The 14,956-nt window shown below is 46.7% G+C and carries 15 protein-coding genes; 6 read left to right on the plus strand and 9 right to left on the minus strand.

Features of this window, described 5'->3' with window-relative positions:
• Positions 1 to 55: 55 nt before the first annotated feature.
• From ACI4J0_RS04740 to ACI4J0_RS04765, 6 genes are all read left to right on the plus strand, one after another.
• Positions 56 to 1,027, plus strand: coding sequence for a hypothetical protein (locus ACI4J0_RS04740; protein ID WP_439764666.1), 972 nt, complete (start codon positions 56 to 58; stop codon positions 1,025 to 1,027).
• Positions 1,024 to 1,986: an RluA family pseudouridine synthase gene (locus tag ACI4J0_RS04745; protein WP_439764667.1), complete on the plus strand. Its 963-nt coding sequence runs from the start codon at positions 1,024 to 1,026 to the stop codon at positions 1,984 to 1,986. Before ACI4J0_RS04740 ends, ACI4J0_RS04745 begins: the two co-directional genes overlap by 4 nt.
• A 119-nt stretch (positions 1,987 to 2,105) precedes the next feature.
• Complete coding sequence (locus ACI4J0_RS04750; protein ID WP_439764668.1) at positions 2,106 to 2,642, plus strand: MarR family winged helix-turn-helix transcriptional regulator; 537 nt, start codon at positions 2,106 to 2,108, stop codon at positions 2,640 to 2,642.
• Positions 2,636 to 4,366 carry an ABC transporter ATP-binding protein gene (locus ACI4J0_RS04755; protein ID WP_439764669.1) on the plus strand — a complete coding sequence of 577 codons (1,731 nt, stop codon included), beginning with the start codon at positions 2,636 to 2,638 and terminating at the stop codon, positions 4,364 to 4,366. Before ACI4J0_RS04750 ends, ACI4J0_RS04755 begins: the two co-directional genes overlap by 7 nt.
• Positions 4,366 to 6,276 carry an ABC transporter ATP-binding protein gene (locus tag ACI4J0_RS04760; protein WP_439764670.1) on the plus strand — a complete coding sequence of 637 codons (1,911 nt, stop codon included), beginning with the start codon at positions 4,366 to 4,368 and terminating at the stop codon, positions 6,274 to 6,276. The genes ACI4J0_RS04755 and ACI4J0_RS04760 overlap by 1 nt, the downstream gene beginning before the upstream one ends.
• Before the next feature lie 338 nt (positions 6,277 to 6,614).
• The gene (locus tag ACI4J0_RS04765; RefSeq protein WP_439764671.1) at positions 6,615 to 7,910 is read left to right on the plus strand and encodes an O-acetylhomoserine aminocarboxypropyltransferase/cysteine synthase family protein; all 1,296 of its coding nucleotides are present in this window, start codon (positions 6,615 to 6,617) and stop codon (positions 7,908 to 7,910) included.
• An 83-nt stretch (positions 7,911 to 7,993) separates the two neighbouring features.
• Here the strand turns inward: ACI4J0_RS04765 and ACI4J0_RS04770 are convergent, their stop codons facing one another.
• The 9 genes from ACI4J0_RS04770 to ACI4J0_RS04810 form a co-directional block, all read right to left on the minus strand.
• On the minus strand, positions 7,994 to 8,590 hold the full coding sequence (locus ACI4J0_RS04770) for a hypothetical protein (RefSeq protein ID WP_439764672.1): 597 nt from the start codon (positions 8,588 to 8,590) through the stop codon (positions 7,994 to 7,996).
• A 19-nt stretch (positions 8,591 to 8,609) separates the two neighbouring features.
• Positions 8,610 to 10,091: a rhamnulokinase gene (locus tag ACI4J0_RS04775; protein WP_439764673.1), complete on the minus strand. Its 1,482-nt coding sequence runs from the start codon at positions 10,089 to 10,091 to the stop codon at positions 8,610 to 8,612.
• Positions 10,092 to 10,109: 18 nt separating this feature from the next.
• Positions 10,110 to 10,538 carry an L-fucose mutarotase gene (fucU, locus tag ACI4J0_RS04780; protein ID WP_439764674.1) on the minus strand — a complete coding sequence of 143 codons (429 nt, stop codon included), beginning with the start codon at positions 10,536 to 10,538 and terminating at the stop codon, positions 10,110 to 10,112.
• Between the two features lie 13 nt (positions 10,539 to 10,551).
• Positions 10,552 to 11,079 carry a nitroreductase family protein gene (locus ACI4J0_RS04785; RefSeq protein WP_439764675.1) on the minus strand — a complete coding sequence of 176 codons (528 nt, stop codon included), beginning with the start codon at positions 11,077 to 11,079 and terminating at the stop codon, positions 10,552 to 10,554.
• 24 nt (positions 11,080 to 11,103) lie between these two features.
• Positions 11,104 to 11,424: a hypothetical protein gene (locus ACI4J0_RS04790; protein WP_439764676.1), complete on the minus strand. Its 321-nt coding sequence runs from the start codon at positions 11,422 to 11,424 to the stop codon at positions 11,104 to 11,106.
• Positions 11,421 to 11,999 (minus strand): GNAT family N-acetyltransferase, encoded by a 579-nt coding sequence (locus tag ACI4J0_RS04795; protein WP_439764677.1) that lies wholly within the window; start codon positions 11,997 to 11,999, stop codon positions 11,421 to 11,423. The genes ACI4J0_RS04790 and ACI4J0_RS04795 overlap by 4 nt, the downstream gene beginning before the upstream one ends.
• Positions 12,000 to 12,127: 128 nt before the next feature.
• Positions 12,128 to 13,276, minus strand: a complete 1,149-nt coding sequence (gene fucO / locus ACI4J0_RS04800) for a lactaldehyde reductase (RefSeq protein WP_439764678.1) — start codon at positions 13,274 to 13,276, stop codon at positions 12,128 to 12,130.
• 80 nt (positions 13,277 to 13,356) lie between these two features.
• Entirely contained in the window at positions 13,357 to 13,947 is a 591-nt protein-coding gene (locus ACI4J0_RS04805; RefSeq protein WP_439764679.1) for a hypothetical protein, read from the minus strand.
• 21 nt (positions 13,948 to 13,968) lie between these two features.
• Positions 13,969 to 14,658, minus strand: coding sequence for a class II aldolase/adducin family protein (locus tag ACI4J0_RS04810; RefSeq protein WP_439764680.1), 690 nt, complete (start codon positions 14,656 to 14,658; stop codon positions 13,969 to 13,971).
• Positions 14,659 to 14,956 lie beyond the last annotated feature (298 nt).

Raw genomic sequence — 14,956 nt, forward strand, 5'->3', positions numbered from 1 at the left:
CTTTTTTCACCGTACCCGGTTTACGGGTACGGTGAATTTGTATGGGGTAGGAAATGTGAAGAACCAAAAAAAGGAAAAGATAAGCATTGCCGAAATACTTGCAGCAATTTATGTGGTTGCTGTGATTATCATATATTTTCTTCCCGGTGTGTTGGGTCTGTATGATGTAATGGTCGGAAAAAGAGGGCTTGGAAATACGATTTCTGCTATTCTTATCAGCTCAGGATCTGCACTTTTTCTTTCTGTTCCCATACTCATTATCGGAATAGGTAATCTCAGAGGTCTTATTAAGAACAGGAAGGAATTGAAAAGCTCTTTTCTGCCAATAATAGGGATAACATTTCTCACTATCACAATTCCCATAATTTTATTCGGCGTTATCAACCGGACACGTTATGCAGAGCAGCAGTGTTTCTCCGATAATGACATAGGATTCGGGGATTTCCCCATTTTGGCAGACTGTATTTCCGATTATTTCTCAGATGAATATGACGAATTTGTTGTTAATGATATTTGGTTAGATAGTAGGAAACATATCTCTTCGTCGGGCAGGGGCGGAAGCTCATATCATAAAGAATATATTATTTATGGCTACAATAACGAGGTGAAGCTTTTTTCTGCTCAGATAGGAAAAGAGGATCATAATTCTTTTGTGAAGTCATTGCCAAAGGGTTTTGATATTACGGTGACGGTCTATAAAAAATCCCGCTTTATCAGAAGTGTTGAGTCGTCTGTGGATTTTGGCAGAGAGAAAAGCTATGAGCATTTTTTTGAAATATCCGAAGATGGTGATGTAATTGTCCGTTCCGAAAAAATGGCAGCTTTTGAGATAGATAATCTCACTTGGTGCGAATTTCATAAGGGCGGAAGCATTGATATTCAAAATGCGCTGTGCGGCATAAATGCTGAAAAATCACTTGAATATCCATATTCGATAATGGGTGATGAAATATGCCTTTTTGCGTGGGTGGACGGGGGATATAAGAGAGTGAGCAACATTATTTACAAGGAAGATATCAGCCAATGAAAAAATACATCATCAACTCAAACGACGCAGGGCAGCGTGTGGACAAATTCATACAGAAAGCCGCTCCCAAGCTGCCTCAGAGCGCAATGTACAAGGGAATACGCACGAAAAATATCAAGCTCAACCGCAAACGCTGTGAAATATCCACAAGGCTTTCCGAGGGAGATGTGCTTGAGCTGTATCTGCCCGATGAATTCTTTGAGGAGGACGATTCGGGGGAGAAGTACGAGTTTCTCAAGGCACCGAAGGATATCTCGGTGATCTACGAGGACGAAAATATCCTGCTTATGGACAAGAAAAACGGACTTGTAGTACACGAGGATAACGAGGGCACGGTGGACACCCTTGTGAACCGTATGCAGCATTATCTTTACGCAAAAGGGGAGTACGACCCTGCGGACGAGAACAGCTTTACCCCCTCTCTGTGCAACAGGCTTGACAGGAATACGGGAGGTATCGTCATTGCGGCGAAAAATGCGGAGTCCCTGCGTATACTCAATCAGAAGATAAAGGACAGGGAGCTTGAAAAGAAATATCTGTGTATTGTTGTGGGAGTGCCGCCGAAAAGATCCGAAACTATGACTGCGTTTCTTTTCAAGGACAGCAAATCGAATACCGTTACCGTTTCCGACAAAAAGACCGACCGCAACAAGACCATTGTGACCAAATACCGAGTGCTGAAAACCGACGGAAAGCTGAGCCTTGTTGAGGTTGAGCTGCTTACCGGGCGCACTCATCAGATAAGGGCGCATATGGCTTATATCGGCTGTCCGCTGCTTGGGGACGGGAAGTACGGCAGCAACAAGGTGAACAGGAGCTATGGCATAAAAACTCAGGCGCTCTATTCCTACAAGCTGAAATTTGCTTTTACCACCGACGGTGGATTGCTCGAATATTTAAACGGCAGGGAATTTACTGTTCCCATGGTATGGTTTGAGGATATGTTTCTTGAAAAATAATATTAGCAAAATGTTCACAGAATGTTAGTTGTATTATTAGTATAATATCCGTATAATAAATGTTAGACTTCTAACCGATAGATGTCTAACATTTTTATTTCGTGCAGGGAGGCGATCATTTGAACGGCTCAGACGAAGCATATCCCGAAAAAGAGGAGCATATCGGAAGATATGTGAACCGGCTTTCAAAGGATATCCGTTACTCGATAAACGGATATCTGCTGGAAAAGGGGTATTCAATGACGGGCGAGCAGTGCAGGATACTGGGATTTATCAGATACTGCAATGACAGCGGCAGCTGCGTTTACCAGAAGGATATAGAAAACAGCTTCGGCATAAAGCGTTCCTCAGTTGCAAGTATTCTTGCCAATATGGAAAAAGGGGGCTACATTATCCGCGAGGTGGATAAGTCCGACGCCCGTATAAAAAAGGTCTTTCTTACCGACGAGGGTCAGAAATTACAGACGGAGATAGGTCGTACTATCGGTATGATAGAGGAGATGATCACACGTAATATGTCGGATAAGGAAAAAAGAGAGCTTATCAGGCTCACACAGCTTGCTATTTCCAATATCGAGTCCTCGGGACTTCTTGGGGAACAGTGCGGAAAGGGCAGAGAAAAATTCAAAGAAAAGGAGACTTCCGGAAAATGCTGAAAAAACTGCTGTCCTGCGTGGGAGAGTATAAAAAGTATGTTATACTCACTCCCATTGTAATGATGGGCGAGGTCATTATGGAGGTGCTCATACCCCTTGTAATGGCTTTTATGGTGGACAACGGAATTGGTAAGGGCGATATTTCCTACACCATAAAAATGGGTCTGCTGATGGTGCTTATGGCACTGTTCTCCCTCGCCTGCGGTGCTTTGGGCGGTAAATTTGCCGCTGTTGCAGGTATGGGCTTTGCAAAGAATGTGAGAAAAAAGCTTTTTGACAAGGTGCAGGATTTTTCCTTTGCCAATGTGGACAAATTTTCCACAGCTTCCCTTGTTACAAGACTTACCACAGACGTTACCAATGTGCAGAACACATTTATGATGATAATAAGAATGGCGGTCAGGTCGCCGTTTATGCTTATCTTTGCGCTGATAATGGCTGTTTCCATCAATGCAAAGCTTGCAACTATCTTTCTCATAGCAATTCCCGTTCTTGCGGTCGGTATGATAATAATCACCTCCACCGCATTCCCCAGATTTGAGAAAATGCTTGCAAAATATGACGCTCTTAACTCAAGAGTTCAGGAAAATCTTATAGGAATAAGAGTTGTTAAGGCGTTTGTACGTGAAAAATTCGAGGGCGAGAAATTCGTGGCTTCCGCCGATGATGTCCGCGCGGCTCAGGTAAAGGCTGAAAAGGTGGTAATTCTCGGTCAGCCCCTTATGCAGATAGCTATGTACTCATGCATTGTGGCTGTTATCTACTTCGGCGGAAATATGGTCATCGGAGAATCAATGCTTATCGGTCAGCTTTCAAGCTTTATCACATACATCACCCAGATACTTATGTCCCTGATGATGCTCTCTATGATATTTGTTATGACCACCATTTCCATGGCTTCAATGCACAGAATTGTGGAGATATTCGACGAGGTCCCCGACATTGCTGACGATAATGCAGACCCCGAGCTTCGTCCCGAGGACGGAAGCATCGTATTTGACAATGTTTCCTTCAGCTATGCAAAGGACAAGGATAAGCTCAACCTGAGAAATATCGACCTGAATATCAGATCGGGCGAGACCATCGGTGTCATAGGCGGAACGGGTTCGGCAAAATCTACTCTCGTTCAGCTTATCCCGAGGCTTTACGATGTTATAGACGGAAAGATCATGGTCGGCGGCCACGATGTACGGGATTACAAGATAGATAATCTCCGCAACGAAGTCGCAATGGTGCTGCAGAAAAACGTTCTCTTCTCGGGAACCATAAAGGATAATCTCCGCTGGGGCGATGAAAATGCCACCGATGAGGAGATAATCGAGGCGTGCAAGCAGGCTCAGGCTCACGATTTCGTTATGAGCTTCCCCGATGGCTATGATACCGACCTGGGACAGGGGGGCGTTAACGTTTCCGGCGGTCAGAAGCAGCGACTCTGTATCGCAAGAGCGCTGCTCAAAAAGCCTAAGATAGTTATTCTTGACGACTCCACCAGCGCTGTCGATACCGCTACAGACGCAAAGATACGTCACGCATTCAGGACGGAGCTTGCGGATACCACCACTATTATCATTGCCCAGCGTATTTCCTCCGTTGCCGAGGCGGACAGGATAATCGTCCTCGATGACGGAAAGATCGACGCATTTGACACTCACGAGCATCTTCTCAAAAATAATAAGATCTATCGCGAGGTCTACACCTCACAGCAGAAAGGAGCTGAAGAATAATGCCTCCGCACAAGCCTCACGGACCCCTTCAGAAGCCCGGAAACGCAGGAGCCGCTTTCAAAAGGATACTCGGCTATGCTTCGGAATATAAGGGACTTCTGGCATTGGTCGTAGTATTTATCATTTTAAGCTCCCTTGCAAATATTATCGGCACATCGTTTTTGCAGGTAATTATCGATGATTATCTCACCCCCATGATAGGCAATAAGGACGAGGTACTGTTCGGACAGTTTATCGGCACTCTTGCAAAAATGGGACTGATATACGTGCTTGGCGCCCTCTCCACCTTTGCATATGCAAGGATAATGCTCACAGTCTCCACAAGGACGCTTTTCAAGCTGAGAACAGACCTGTTCACTCATATGGAGACCCTTCCCATAAAATACTTTGACACCCATACTCACGGCGATGTTATGAGCCGTTATACAAACGATATCGACACGATCCGAGAGATGATGTCAAACTCCATTGCAAGCTTTATTTCATCGGCTGTTACCGTTGTGGGCGTTTTCGTGATGATGGTATATTACAGCTGGCAGCTTACGCTCATTGTTCTGGCAATGCTCGTCCTGCTTCTGTTCATCACAGGAAAAATAGGCGGACAGAGCGGCAAATTCTTCAAGGAGCAGCAGTCAAAGATAGGCGCAGTCAACGGCTACATTGAGGAAATGATTGACGGTCAGAAGGTAGTCAAGGTCTTTGTTCACGAGGATAAGTCCAAGGAGGAGTTCGACAAGCTGAACACCGCTCTCTGCGAGGCTTCCACAAAGGCTAACACCTTTGCCAATATCATGGGTCCCGTTAACAATAATCTGGCGCACATTCAGTATGCTATCCTTGCGGTTGCGGGAAGTATACTTGCAATTCTGGGCGTTCATACCTTCAGCGGCGTTATGACAATAGGTACTGTGGTGGCATTCCTTCAGTTTTCAAGAAACTTCTCTATGCCTATTGCACAGGTGGCTCAGCAGTTCAATGCAGTGCTTTCCGCACTTGCGGGTGCAGAGCGCATATTCAGCCTTATTGACGAGACCTCCGAGGTGGACGATGGATATGTTACCCTTGTAAATGCGGAGATACAGCCTGACGGAACTATTTCCGAAAGCGACAAGCGCACAGGCGTATGGGCGTGGAAGCACCCTCACAAGGCTGACGGAACTATCACCTATACAAAGGTCGAGGGTAGAGTTGAATTTGACGATGTGACATTCGGCTATGAGGAGAACAAGACGGTTTTAAATGGTGTTTCCCTTTTCGCAAAGCCCGGTCAGAAGATCGCTTTTGTGGGCTCCACAGGCGCAGGAAAGACCACCATTACAAATCTTATCAACAGATTTTACGATGTCCCCGACGGAAAAATTCGCTATGACGGCATAAACATCAACAAGATCAAAAAGGACGATCTGAGACGTTCGCTGTCAATGGTTCTCCAGGACACCCATCTGTTTACGGGTACGGTCATGGAGAATATTCGATACGGAAAGCTTGACGCTACAGACGATGATGTTATCGCGGCGGCAAAGCTTGCCAATGCCGACTCCTTTATCAGACATCTTCCCGAGGGCTATAACACGATGCTCACGTCGGACGGCGCAAACCTCTCTCAAGGTCAGAGACAGCTGCTTGCAATCGCCCGTGCGGCTGTGGCAGACCCGCCCGTTCTCATTCTCGACGAGGCGACTTCCTCCATCGATACAAGAACGGAAGCCCTTATTGAAAAGGGTATGGACAGCCTTATGAAGGGTCGTACTGTTTTCGTTATCGCCCACAGGCTTTCTACAGTCAGAAATTCCGACGCTATTATGGTCCTCGAGCACGGAAACATCATCGAGCGCGGCGACCATGACAAGCTTATTGCCGACAAGGGCAAGTATTATCAGCTGTATACGGGTATGTTTGAGCTGAGCTGATAAATTTTATGAAATAAAAATGCTGTTTCCTCGGAATATTACGGGGAAACAGCATTTTTTTTGTTGAAAATGTAATAATTTACAGCCAAGAGACTTTGGAAAATTGTGATTTGTTATAAAATACCAAAATCCTATCAAAAATATAGGAAAATCTCTTGACAAATCCGGGAAAGTGATATATAATATAATCACAGTCAAACACTACTAAATGAATAGGAATGGTGGAGATTATAATGACCTTTATAAATAAGCCGAACTACGGACGAATGTGCTGTTGACCTTGTTCCGTTATCAAAATCGTTATAAACCAATATTATTAAGAAAAGAGGATCTTTATTATGGCACAGATCACAGATACATCAGCTTGGGGCTTTGAAACAAAGCAGCTTCACATCGGACAGGAAGAGGCGGATCCCGCGACCGACTCCAGAGCGGTCCCCATTTATCAGACCACTTCCTACGTTTTCAAAAATTCCGCTCACGCAGCCGCACGCTTCGGTCTTGCGGACGCAGGCAACATTTACGGCAGACTTACAAACTCCACTCAGGACGTTTTTGAGCGCAGAGTAGCGGCTCTTGAGGGCGGCGTGGCAGCTCTTGCAGTGGCTTCGGGCGCTGCGGCAATTGCATACACCTTCCAGAATCTGGCAGGTGCAGGGGACAACATAGTTTCCTCAAAGACCATTTACGGCGGTACATATAACCTTCTCGCCCACACTCTTCCTCAGTACGGTATTGACACCACTTTCGTTAACATTCACGACCTTGACGAGGTGAGAAATGCCGTAAAGCCCAACACCAAGGCAATTTTCCTTGAGACTCTGGGCAACCCCAACAGCGATATCGCAGACATTGACGCTCTTGCGGAAATTGCTCACGAAAACAAGATACCCCTTGTTATCGACAGCACATTTGCTACTCCCTATCTTATCCGTCCCATTGAGCACGGCGCTGACATCGTTGTTCATTCGGCTACAAAGTTCATCGGCGGTCACGGCACAACTCTCGGCGGCGTTATCGTTGACAGCGGCAAGTTTGACTGGGAGGCAAGTGGAAAGTTCCCATCTCTCACCGAGCCTAATCCCAGCTATCACGGCATTTCCTTTACAAAGGCTGTGGGCGCGGCGGCTTTCGTTACAAAGATAAGGGCTATCCTGCTCAGAGATACAGGTGCTACCATTTCTCCCTTCAACGCATTCCTGCTTCTCCAGGGTCTTGAAACTCTGTCCCTCAGAGTTGAGCGTCATGTGGAGAATGCTCTCAAGGTGGTTGAGTTCCTCAAAAATCACCCTGCCGTTGAGAATGTAAATCACCCCTCCCTGCCCGATCACCCCGACCATGCTCTTTATGAGAAATATTTCCCGAATGGTGCAGGTTCCATCTTCACCTTTGAGGTAAAGGGCGGTGCAAAGGAGGCTCAGGAGTTTATCGACAGACTGCAGATATTCTCGCTCCTTGCAAATGTTGCGGACGTTAAATCCCTTGTTATCCACCCTGCAAGCACAACTCACTCCCAGCTCACCGAGGAAGAGCTTATCGACCAGGGTATCAAGCCCAACACCGTAAGACTTTCTATCGGTACAGAGAGCATCAAGGATATCCTTGCAGACCTGGATCAGGCACTCAAGGGCTAATAAGCATTAAGAAAATCCCCGTCAGTTTTATGAAATGACTGTCGGGGACTTTTTGCGCTGTTTTTTTTCGCCGCTATGCCGGTTTATTCAACTATTATTTCTTTTCTGAATTTTATGACCAGTCTCCAAGTTATAAAAAATACTGTTAAAAACAATAAGATCACACTGCCAAGCTTTAAGTTCCTGTAATAGTCATAATGTATGTCAACATCGGTCGTGTTATTGCCTGTAGTTAAAAAAATATGTTCATTGCCCCAAATATCCTGCTCATAGCTTAATGTGTAATTACCGGAAGATAATTTATATTTCGGAGTAATTTTTTTGGAATACGATACATCATTAACAGCATTGCCATTAAAATCATATACGTATTTGATATATTTATTGTTAGCTTGAACAACAAGATTATCGTCAATGCTGCCTATAGCAATACTTCCCCGAAAATTAAATGTCAATCTTTTAACAAACTGACCTTTATTGTTGTAAAACAGCAGGTCGTGTTTGTTTTCGCCATTTCTGAGTGACAAACAAACAGCGAAATTACCGTCTTCACTTGCCGCAACTCCTGTCACGTATTGCGTTTTCATCGGCAAGTACAGGAAAGCAATACCGATCATTACGATAAATAAAGCGGTAAGTATTGTTCCAAGCTTGTTTTTATCGGACGTTTTTTCGCTCATTTTTCATCCCACCCCGATGTCAGCCTATGCCTGTTATCTTCTTGTACCTCTCATAGCTTTCAGCCCATTTCGCCTCATTTTCGGGAAGGTAGACCTTTATTTCCTCCGAGCGGCGGATAATTTTCCGGGCTTCCGAAATATTTTCTATTGCGCCAAGCGAAATAAGCTGTATGGCACCGTTGCCGTATGCGGTGGCTTCAACAGGTCCTGCGTTTACCGTACAGCCGCAGGAGCAGGCGGCGAGACTGCAAAGGAAGGTGTCCTTGATACCTCCGCCCACCATATATATCTTATTGTATTCCTTTCCCGTACATTCGGAAATCTCATCGAGAGACTGTCTGTATTTCAATGCAAGGCTCTCGTAAATGCAGCGCATTACTTCTCCGAGAGTCTGCGGCACGTACTGTCCTGTGCGGGCGCAGTGATCCTTCACCCTCTGAGGGATATCTCCCGGGGGAACAAATTCGGGGGCGGCAGGGTCTATAAAGCATTTGAAAGGCTCGCTTTCACGCGCCATAGCTTCAAGGTCGGCAAAGGAATATTCATGACCCTGTTTTCTGAGATAACGCCTTGTTTCCTGAATGAACCACAGTCCGATGATGTTCTTGAGGAAGGTGGTCTTTCCGCCGAAGCCCGTTTCGTTGGTGATGTTGTATTTTGCGGAAAGGGGAGTGAGGACGGGGCTGTCTGTTTCCGTGCCGAACAGTGACCAGGTGCCGCAGGAGATGAATATGAAGTCCTCCTCCTCGGCGGGGACTGCCGCGGCGGCACACTGAGTATCGTGTCCGCAGACCGCAGTTACGGGACATCGCGGAACGCACAGTTCCTCCGAAAGCTCCTCGGTGAGCATACCTGCTTGTGTTCCCGAGGGGATAAGCTCGGGGAATATGCTTCGGGGAAGTCCCAGAGCGTTTATCACCTTGTCCGACCAGTTCTTTGTTTTTGCGTCAAGAAGCCCTGTGGTGGAGGCAATGGACAGCTCACTGTGAAGCTCTCCCGTGAGAAGGAAGTTAAACAGGTCGGGGGTGAGCAAAATCTTATCGGTGCGGCTCAGAAGCTCCTCCCTGCAAAGCTTTAATGACAAAAGCTGGAATGCGGTGTTTATTTCCATGATCTCTATTCCCGTAAGGGCGTAAAGCTCCTCGGGGGATATCTTTTCAAAAGCCTTGGGCAGTATTCCGCTTGTGCGGCGGTCACGGTAGTTTACGGGATTTTCAAGCAGTGCTCCGTCACTGCCCATAAGACCGAAATCCACGCCCCAGGTATCAATGCCTATGCTCTCAAAGCCGCCTGCGGCGTTTGCCTTGATAATTCCCTGCTTTATTTCAAAAAAAAGTCTCAGGATATCCCAGTAAAATGTGCCGTGGACCATTACGGGGTCGTTGGAGAAGCGGTGTACCTCCTCCATTGAGAGCTTGCCGTTTTCAAGGGAACAGAGCATTGCCCGCCCGCTTGAGGCTCCGAAATCAAACACCAGCACGCTTCTTTTTCCGTCGGGCATATTCTTTCCGCCTTTCTTTTATTTTACTACGCCTTTTTTGAGAATAATGTTTGCATATATCGCTTCCTCGCCTGTTGCCACAACGGCATAGGCATTTTTTGCGCGCTCGTAGAAATCAAAGCGCTCTATCATATCTATCTTGCAGTTTTCGGGCTCGTATTTGTTTATTATCGCCTTGTACTCCTCCCAGATGGTGGGAACTACGGGGTCTCCGGGTACGACCTCCATAAGCATTACCGGCTTTTCGGTGTATGTGTCCAGAGGGAAAAGCTGCATTATTGCGTCAAGCAGCTCGGGGACGCCGTGTCCGTCGCAGCGGATGACTCTTTTGCCATAGGTCTCGGCAGGAAAATTTCCGTCGCCGATAACAAGCTCGTCGCCATGACCCATTTCCATAAGAGTTTTTATAAGCTCGGGGGAAATTATCTTCGGTATGTTTTTAAGCATTGGTATGCCCTCCTTATTTATTGTTTATATAAATTACTCTGCCTTCTTTTCTGGGCTTTGTACCGGGATAGGGCTTGTCGGAATAGCCTAAAATGCAGTTGCCGATGCCCTTGTATTTCTCGTCAATGCCCCATTTTTTCATAAGTGCCTTGCCCTCATCTGTTTCGAAAACCTCTCTTGCACGGTGTATCCAGCAGGAATCGACTCCAAGAGAATGTGCGGCGTTAAGAAGATTTCCCATAACGAGTGCGCCGTCCTCCATATAGGTGTGGACGGTGCTGTCGGCAAACACGATTATCACCGTTCCTGCACCGTAGAAGGGGTCTGTGCTGCTGCCCTTTACGGCGGCGTTCATCATTGACAGGTCGGCGATAAGGTCTTTGTTGCGCACAGCCACCATTATTGTGGGCTGCCTGTCCATACCGCTGGGGGCGTATTCTCCTGCGGCAAGTATTTCCTCAAGCACATCGTCGGGAACGGGTCTGCCGTCATATGAACGTACGCTTCTGCGCTCGGTGAGACATTTTATTACTTCGTTCATTGTAATTCTTCCTTTCGGTTCATATCAGTTTATGACGATAACATCGTCGGTCTGTTCGGTCAGGGAGATATCGGATATGGTAAGGTCTACGCCTGCTTTATCCGCCATTTTATGAGCCTTGGCGATTATCCGCACCTTGTTTTTCTCAAATGCCTTGAGTATCATTTCGTCCTGCTTTTCCTTGGGTATGAATTTCAGAAAATTCTCAAGGACGCCCGGGGTCTCGGCGGCGTTTTTTACCACATCGGGAATGGGCAGATCCTCCTTTTTGATGTAGGGGAGCAGGGCGCGTATTGCCTGGGGATAGTTTAACTCGTCGATATCTATTTTTAGTTCAAATTTCATTCTGATGTCCTTTCTTTTGGGGTAACTGCATACGGATAAATGCGTGAAAACAGTCCGCCTGCATATTCGTTCATCATTCGGATGTAGTCATTCGGTTCAAGGTGTTCCGATGTGCCCATTACATCATAGGTCACGCCGCCCTCGGTTATCTGACAGTCAACAGGCTTCAGCCCGTTATGCAGATAAAAATTTCTCCGCTTTACACGTTCGTCGTAATTGGGTGCGGATTCATCGAGAGTTTCAAGAGCCAGAAACAGCTGCTGACCGTCATACATTCGTCTGAGAGTTCTTATGATAGCCGAGCCGAAGCCTTTGCCTCTTTCGGTCTCCGAGACTGCCAGATAAAACAGATATGAAAGCCTGCCCTTTGAGATGACATATGCAAGACCTATCCATTTTCCGTCGGCGTATATGCCCCAGAAGTCCACGTCCTCCCTGCCTGTCCTTGACATAAGCAGGAAAAACGGGGGACGCTCCTCGGGGGGGAAGGCGGTGAGGTAAAGCTCCTTGATCTGTTTGTATTCGGGAAGCGAGGACTTGACTCGTTTAAGGGTCATTCGCATTTTTGTTATCATTCCTTTTTTATGATTTTTGCTCCGAAGATGAAAATCTGCTCGCTCATCTTCGGGGGAAATATCACAAAAAACATTACAAGGGCGCTCTGCGGTGAACGCCCCTGTTTTGCGCGGTGAATGTTTTTTCGTCAGATGAGAGATCTGTAAAGCTCTGCGATCTCCTCAACAGAGGTCTCTCTGGGATTTCCGGGACGGCAGGCATCATCATATGCGGACTGTGAAAGGAAGGGGATATCCTCTGCCTTTACGATATCCTTGAGGTCCTCGGGAATTCCTACGTCCTTTGCAAGCTGCTTAACTGCGTCGATGGCTGCCTTGCGATACTCGTCCTGAGACATATCGTCAACGCCCTTTACGCCCATTGCTCTTGCTATCTCACGATATTTTTCCCCTGTTGCGGGAGCGTTATACTCCATTACGGTGGGGAGGATTATTGCGTTTGCAATGCCGTGAGGTGTGTCATAAAGCGCACCGAGAGGGTGAGCCATTGAGTGGACAATTCCAAGTCCTACGTTTGAGAAGCCCATACCTGCGATATACTGTCCGAGAGCCATATCTGTTCTGCCCTCGGGGGTGTTTGCTACGGCGTTTCGGAGGCTCCTGCCGATTATTTCGATTGCCTTTAAGTGGAACATATCGGAAAGCTCCCATGCTCCTGCGGTTATGTAGCCCTCGATAGCGTGGGTGAGAGCGTCCATACCTGTTGCGGCGGTGAGTCCCTTGGGCATTGAGGACATCATATCGGGGTCAACAAATGCCACTACGGGGATATCGTGGGGGTCAACGCACACCATTTTTCTGTTCTTCTGAACATCGGTTATTACGTAGTTGATAGTTACCTCTGCGGCAGTTCCTGCGGTGGTGGGTACGGCGAGGATAGGAACGCACTTGTTCTTGGTGTCTGCAACGCCCTCAAGGCTTCTTACATCGGCAAATTCGGGATTGTTGATGATTATGCCCACTGCCTTTGCGGTGTCCATTGAGGAGCCGCCGCCGATGGCGATGAGATAATCCGCACCTGCTGCCTTGAATGCGGCAACGCCCGACTGAACGTTTTCGATAGAGGGATTAGGCTTTATTTCCGAGAATATCTCGTAGGCAAGCCCTGCATTGTCAAGTACATCTGTTACCTTTTTTGTAACGCCGAACTTGATAAGGTCGGGGTCGGAGCATACGAGAGCCTTTTTAAAGCCTCTGTTCTTTGCTTCGTCTGCAATGGCTGCGATAGCGCCCGAGCCGTGATATGAGGTTTCGTTGAGGATAAATCTGTTTGCCATATTTTTCCAACTCCTTTATATTTTTTGCAGATGTATCTGCATTGATTATATGAAAAATGTGCTTGGGAGACGTTCTGATCTCACAGCGGCTTTTTCCGCTTTGTGAAAATGTCTTCGTAATCGCCGCTTGTGGGAGGGGGCTTTATATCGTCCATTCGTGTGCTTTCGGGGTTCTTCTTTGCACGCTTCATTCGGGAGGCAAACTCCTCTCCGGAGGTTCGGCGGTTAGGCTTATGCATATATATATCAGCATTGAAGCCGGGATATCCGAACTGTCCCTTGAGTATCGACAGCACCTTGTACTGCCGCATACACAGATATTGGGGCAGGGCAAAGAGCAAAAGGAACGGCACTCCCATCATAAAGCTTTTATGCGTTATCATTACAAGAATAACACGCAGCAGAAATACCGCAAGCGCATAAACTGTCCATTTTTCACGCTTGCATGAGGAAAGGACGCTCAGCAACACCGACAGGGGGGCGAGGAGACTTTCAAGGAGGGACAGGATATCTCTGTTGGCAAGATACAATGGTATGCCTATCATATCGTACAGGGTCACGGCTCCGTTTATGATAACACAGAGAAAGCCTGCCGCATAAAACAGCTTATCTATGCGCTCCATAAGCTTCTGATTGCGGTTCATCTGTGCGATAAGCTCCCGTTCGTCCATCGGCTGCCTCCATCTGATATGTTACTTATCTCCGTAGGGGTATTTTTTATAACCCGGGTGCTTGCCCGTTACTTTGTAATTTTCACGCATACTGCAAAGGCGGTCGATATTTTCGCGGGAGATCTCTCTTTCGCCGCCGAGAAGGTGGGCGGTAAGGGATATCTTAGCAAAAAGCTCAAGAGTCTCCATTCGGTAGTAGGCGGTGAGAAGGTCTGCGCCCACGGTCAGTGCGCCGTGATTTTGCAGGAGCATTACATCGTGCTCTTTCAGGTAGGGGGCAATGGCTTCGGGTACCTCGTATGTAGAGGGGGTGCCGTAAGGGGTAACGGGAACGCTGCCCACGGCAATGACTGCTTCTATCATTGTGTAGCCGTCAAGGGCTTTATTTGCTACTGCATAGCCTGTGGCGGTGGGAGGGTGGGCGTGAACTACTCCGCCTACATCCTCGCGCTCCTTATAGCAGCGCAGGTGCATTTTTATCTCAGATGAGGGACGGTAGCCGTTTTCAGCTTCGATAACATTGCCTTCGCCGTCAATGCGTACGATTTTTTCGGGGGTGATAAAGCTTTTGGATATGCCTGTGGGGGTGGCGAGAAATGTGCCGTCATCAAGCCTTACGGAAACGTTTCCGTCATTTGCTGCGACCCAGCCCAGCTGCCACATTTTATGGCAGACATCACACATCTGCTCTTTTACTTCGTTAATATTCATAAGAGGAAAATCCTTTCGGTGGAGTATTTATGTTTATATTATACAACATCTATTTATGCAAGTCTATATATTTGTGTAAAATTATACTTAAAATTTGGGAACCATTTTTTAGTTAATTTAAACAACTCCTTAAAATGGGTGATGATATGATGAAAATTGCCGCAAAGCTGTTGCATTTTTTAAACCAAAGTGGTATAATTATTATTTGCAGGAAAAAATATCTTCGCCAAACGGCTTCAATATGAAAGACCAGCTATAAAAAGTCAATACCCCAAATGAAAAAATTAAGAAAAATTTT

This window comes from Huintestinicola sp. (assembly GCF_051882455.1).
Taxonomy (GTDB): Bacteria; Bacillota; Clostridia; order Oscillospirales; family Ruminococcaceae; genus Huintestinicola.

What these genes read in the sequence shown, in the direction of transcription:
- ACI4J0_RS04745 (WP_439764667.1), top strand. Translation starts at nt 1,024, where the DNA reads ATGAAAAAATACATCATCAACTCAAACGACGCAGGGCAGCGTGTGGAC.
- ACI4J0_RS04755 (WP_439764669.1), top strand. Translation starts at nt 2,636, where the DNA reads ATGCTGAAAAAACTGCTGTCCTGCGTGGGAGAGTATAAAAAGTATGTT.
- ACI4J0_RS04760 (WP_439764670.1), top strand. Translation starts at nt 4,366, where the DNA reads ATGCCTCCGCACAAGCCTCACGGACCCCTTCAGAAGCCCGGAAACGCA.
- ACI4J0_RS04765 (WP_439764671.1), top strand. Translation starts at nt 6,615, where the DNA reads ATGGCACAGATCACAGATACATCAGCTTGGGGCTTTGAAACAAAGCAG.
- ACI4J0_RS04770 (WP_439764672.1), bottom strand. Translation starts at nt 8,590, where the DNA reads ATGAGCGAAAAAACGTCCGATAAAAACAAGCTTGGAACAATACTTACC.
- ACI4J0_RS04775 (WP_439764673.1), bottom strand. Translation starts at nt 10,091, where the DNA reads ATGCCCGACGGAAAAAGAAGCGTGCTGGTGTTTGATTTCGGAGCCTCA.
- fucU (WP_439764674.1), bottom strand. Translation starts at nt 10,538, where the DNA reads ATGCTTAAAAACATACCGAAGATAATTTCCCCCGAGCTTATAAAAACT.
- ACI4J0_RS04785 (WP_439764675.1), bottom strand. Translation starts at nt 11,079, where the DNA reads ATGAACGAAGTAATAAAATGTCTCACCGAGCGCAGAAGCGTACGTTCA.
- ACI4J0_RS04790 (WP_439764676.1), bottom strand. Translation starts at nt 11,424, where the DNA reads ATGAAATTTGAACTAAAAATAGATATCGACGAGTTAAACTATCCCCAG.
- ACI4J0_RS04795 (WP_439764677.1), bottom strand. Translation starts at nt 11,999, where the DNA reads ATGATAACAAAAATGCGAATGACCCTTAAACGAGTCAAGTCCTCGCTT.
- fucO (WP_439764678.1), bottom strand. Translation starts at nt 13,276, where the DNA reads ATGGCAAACAGATTTATCCTCAACGAAACCTCATATCACGGCTCGGGC.
- ACI4J0_RS04805 (WP_439764679.1), bottom strand. Translation starts at nt 13,947, where the DNA reads ATGGACGAACGGGAGCTTATCGCACAGATGAACCGCAATCAGAAGCTT.
- ACI4J0_RS04810 (WP_439764680.1), bottom strand. Translation starts at nt 14,658, where the DNA reads ATGAATATTAACGAAGTAAAAGAGCAGATGTGTGATGTCTGCCATAAA.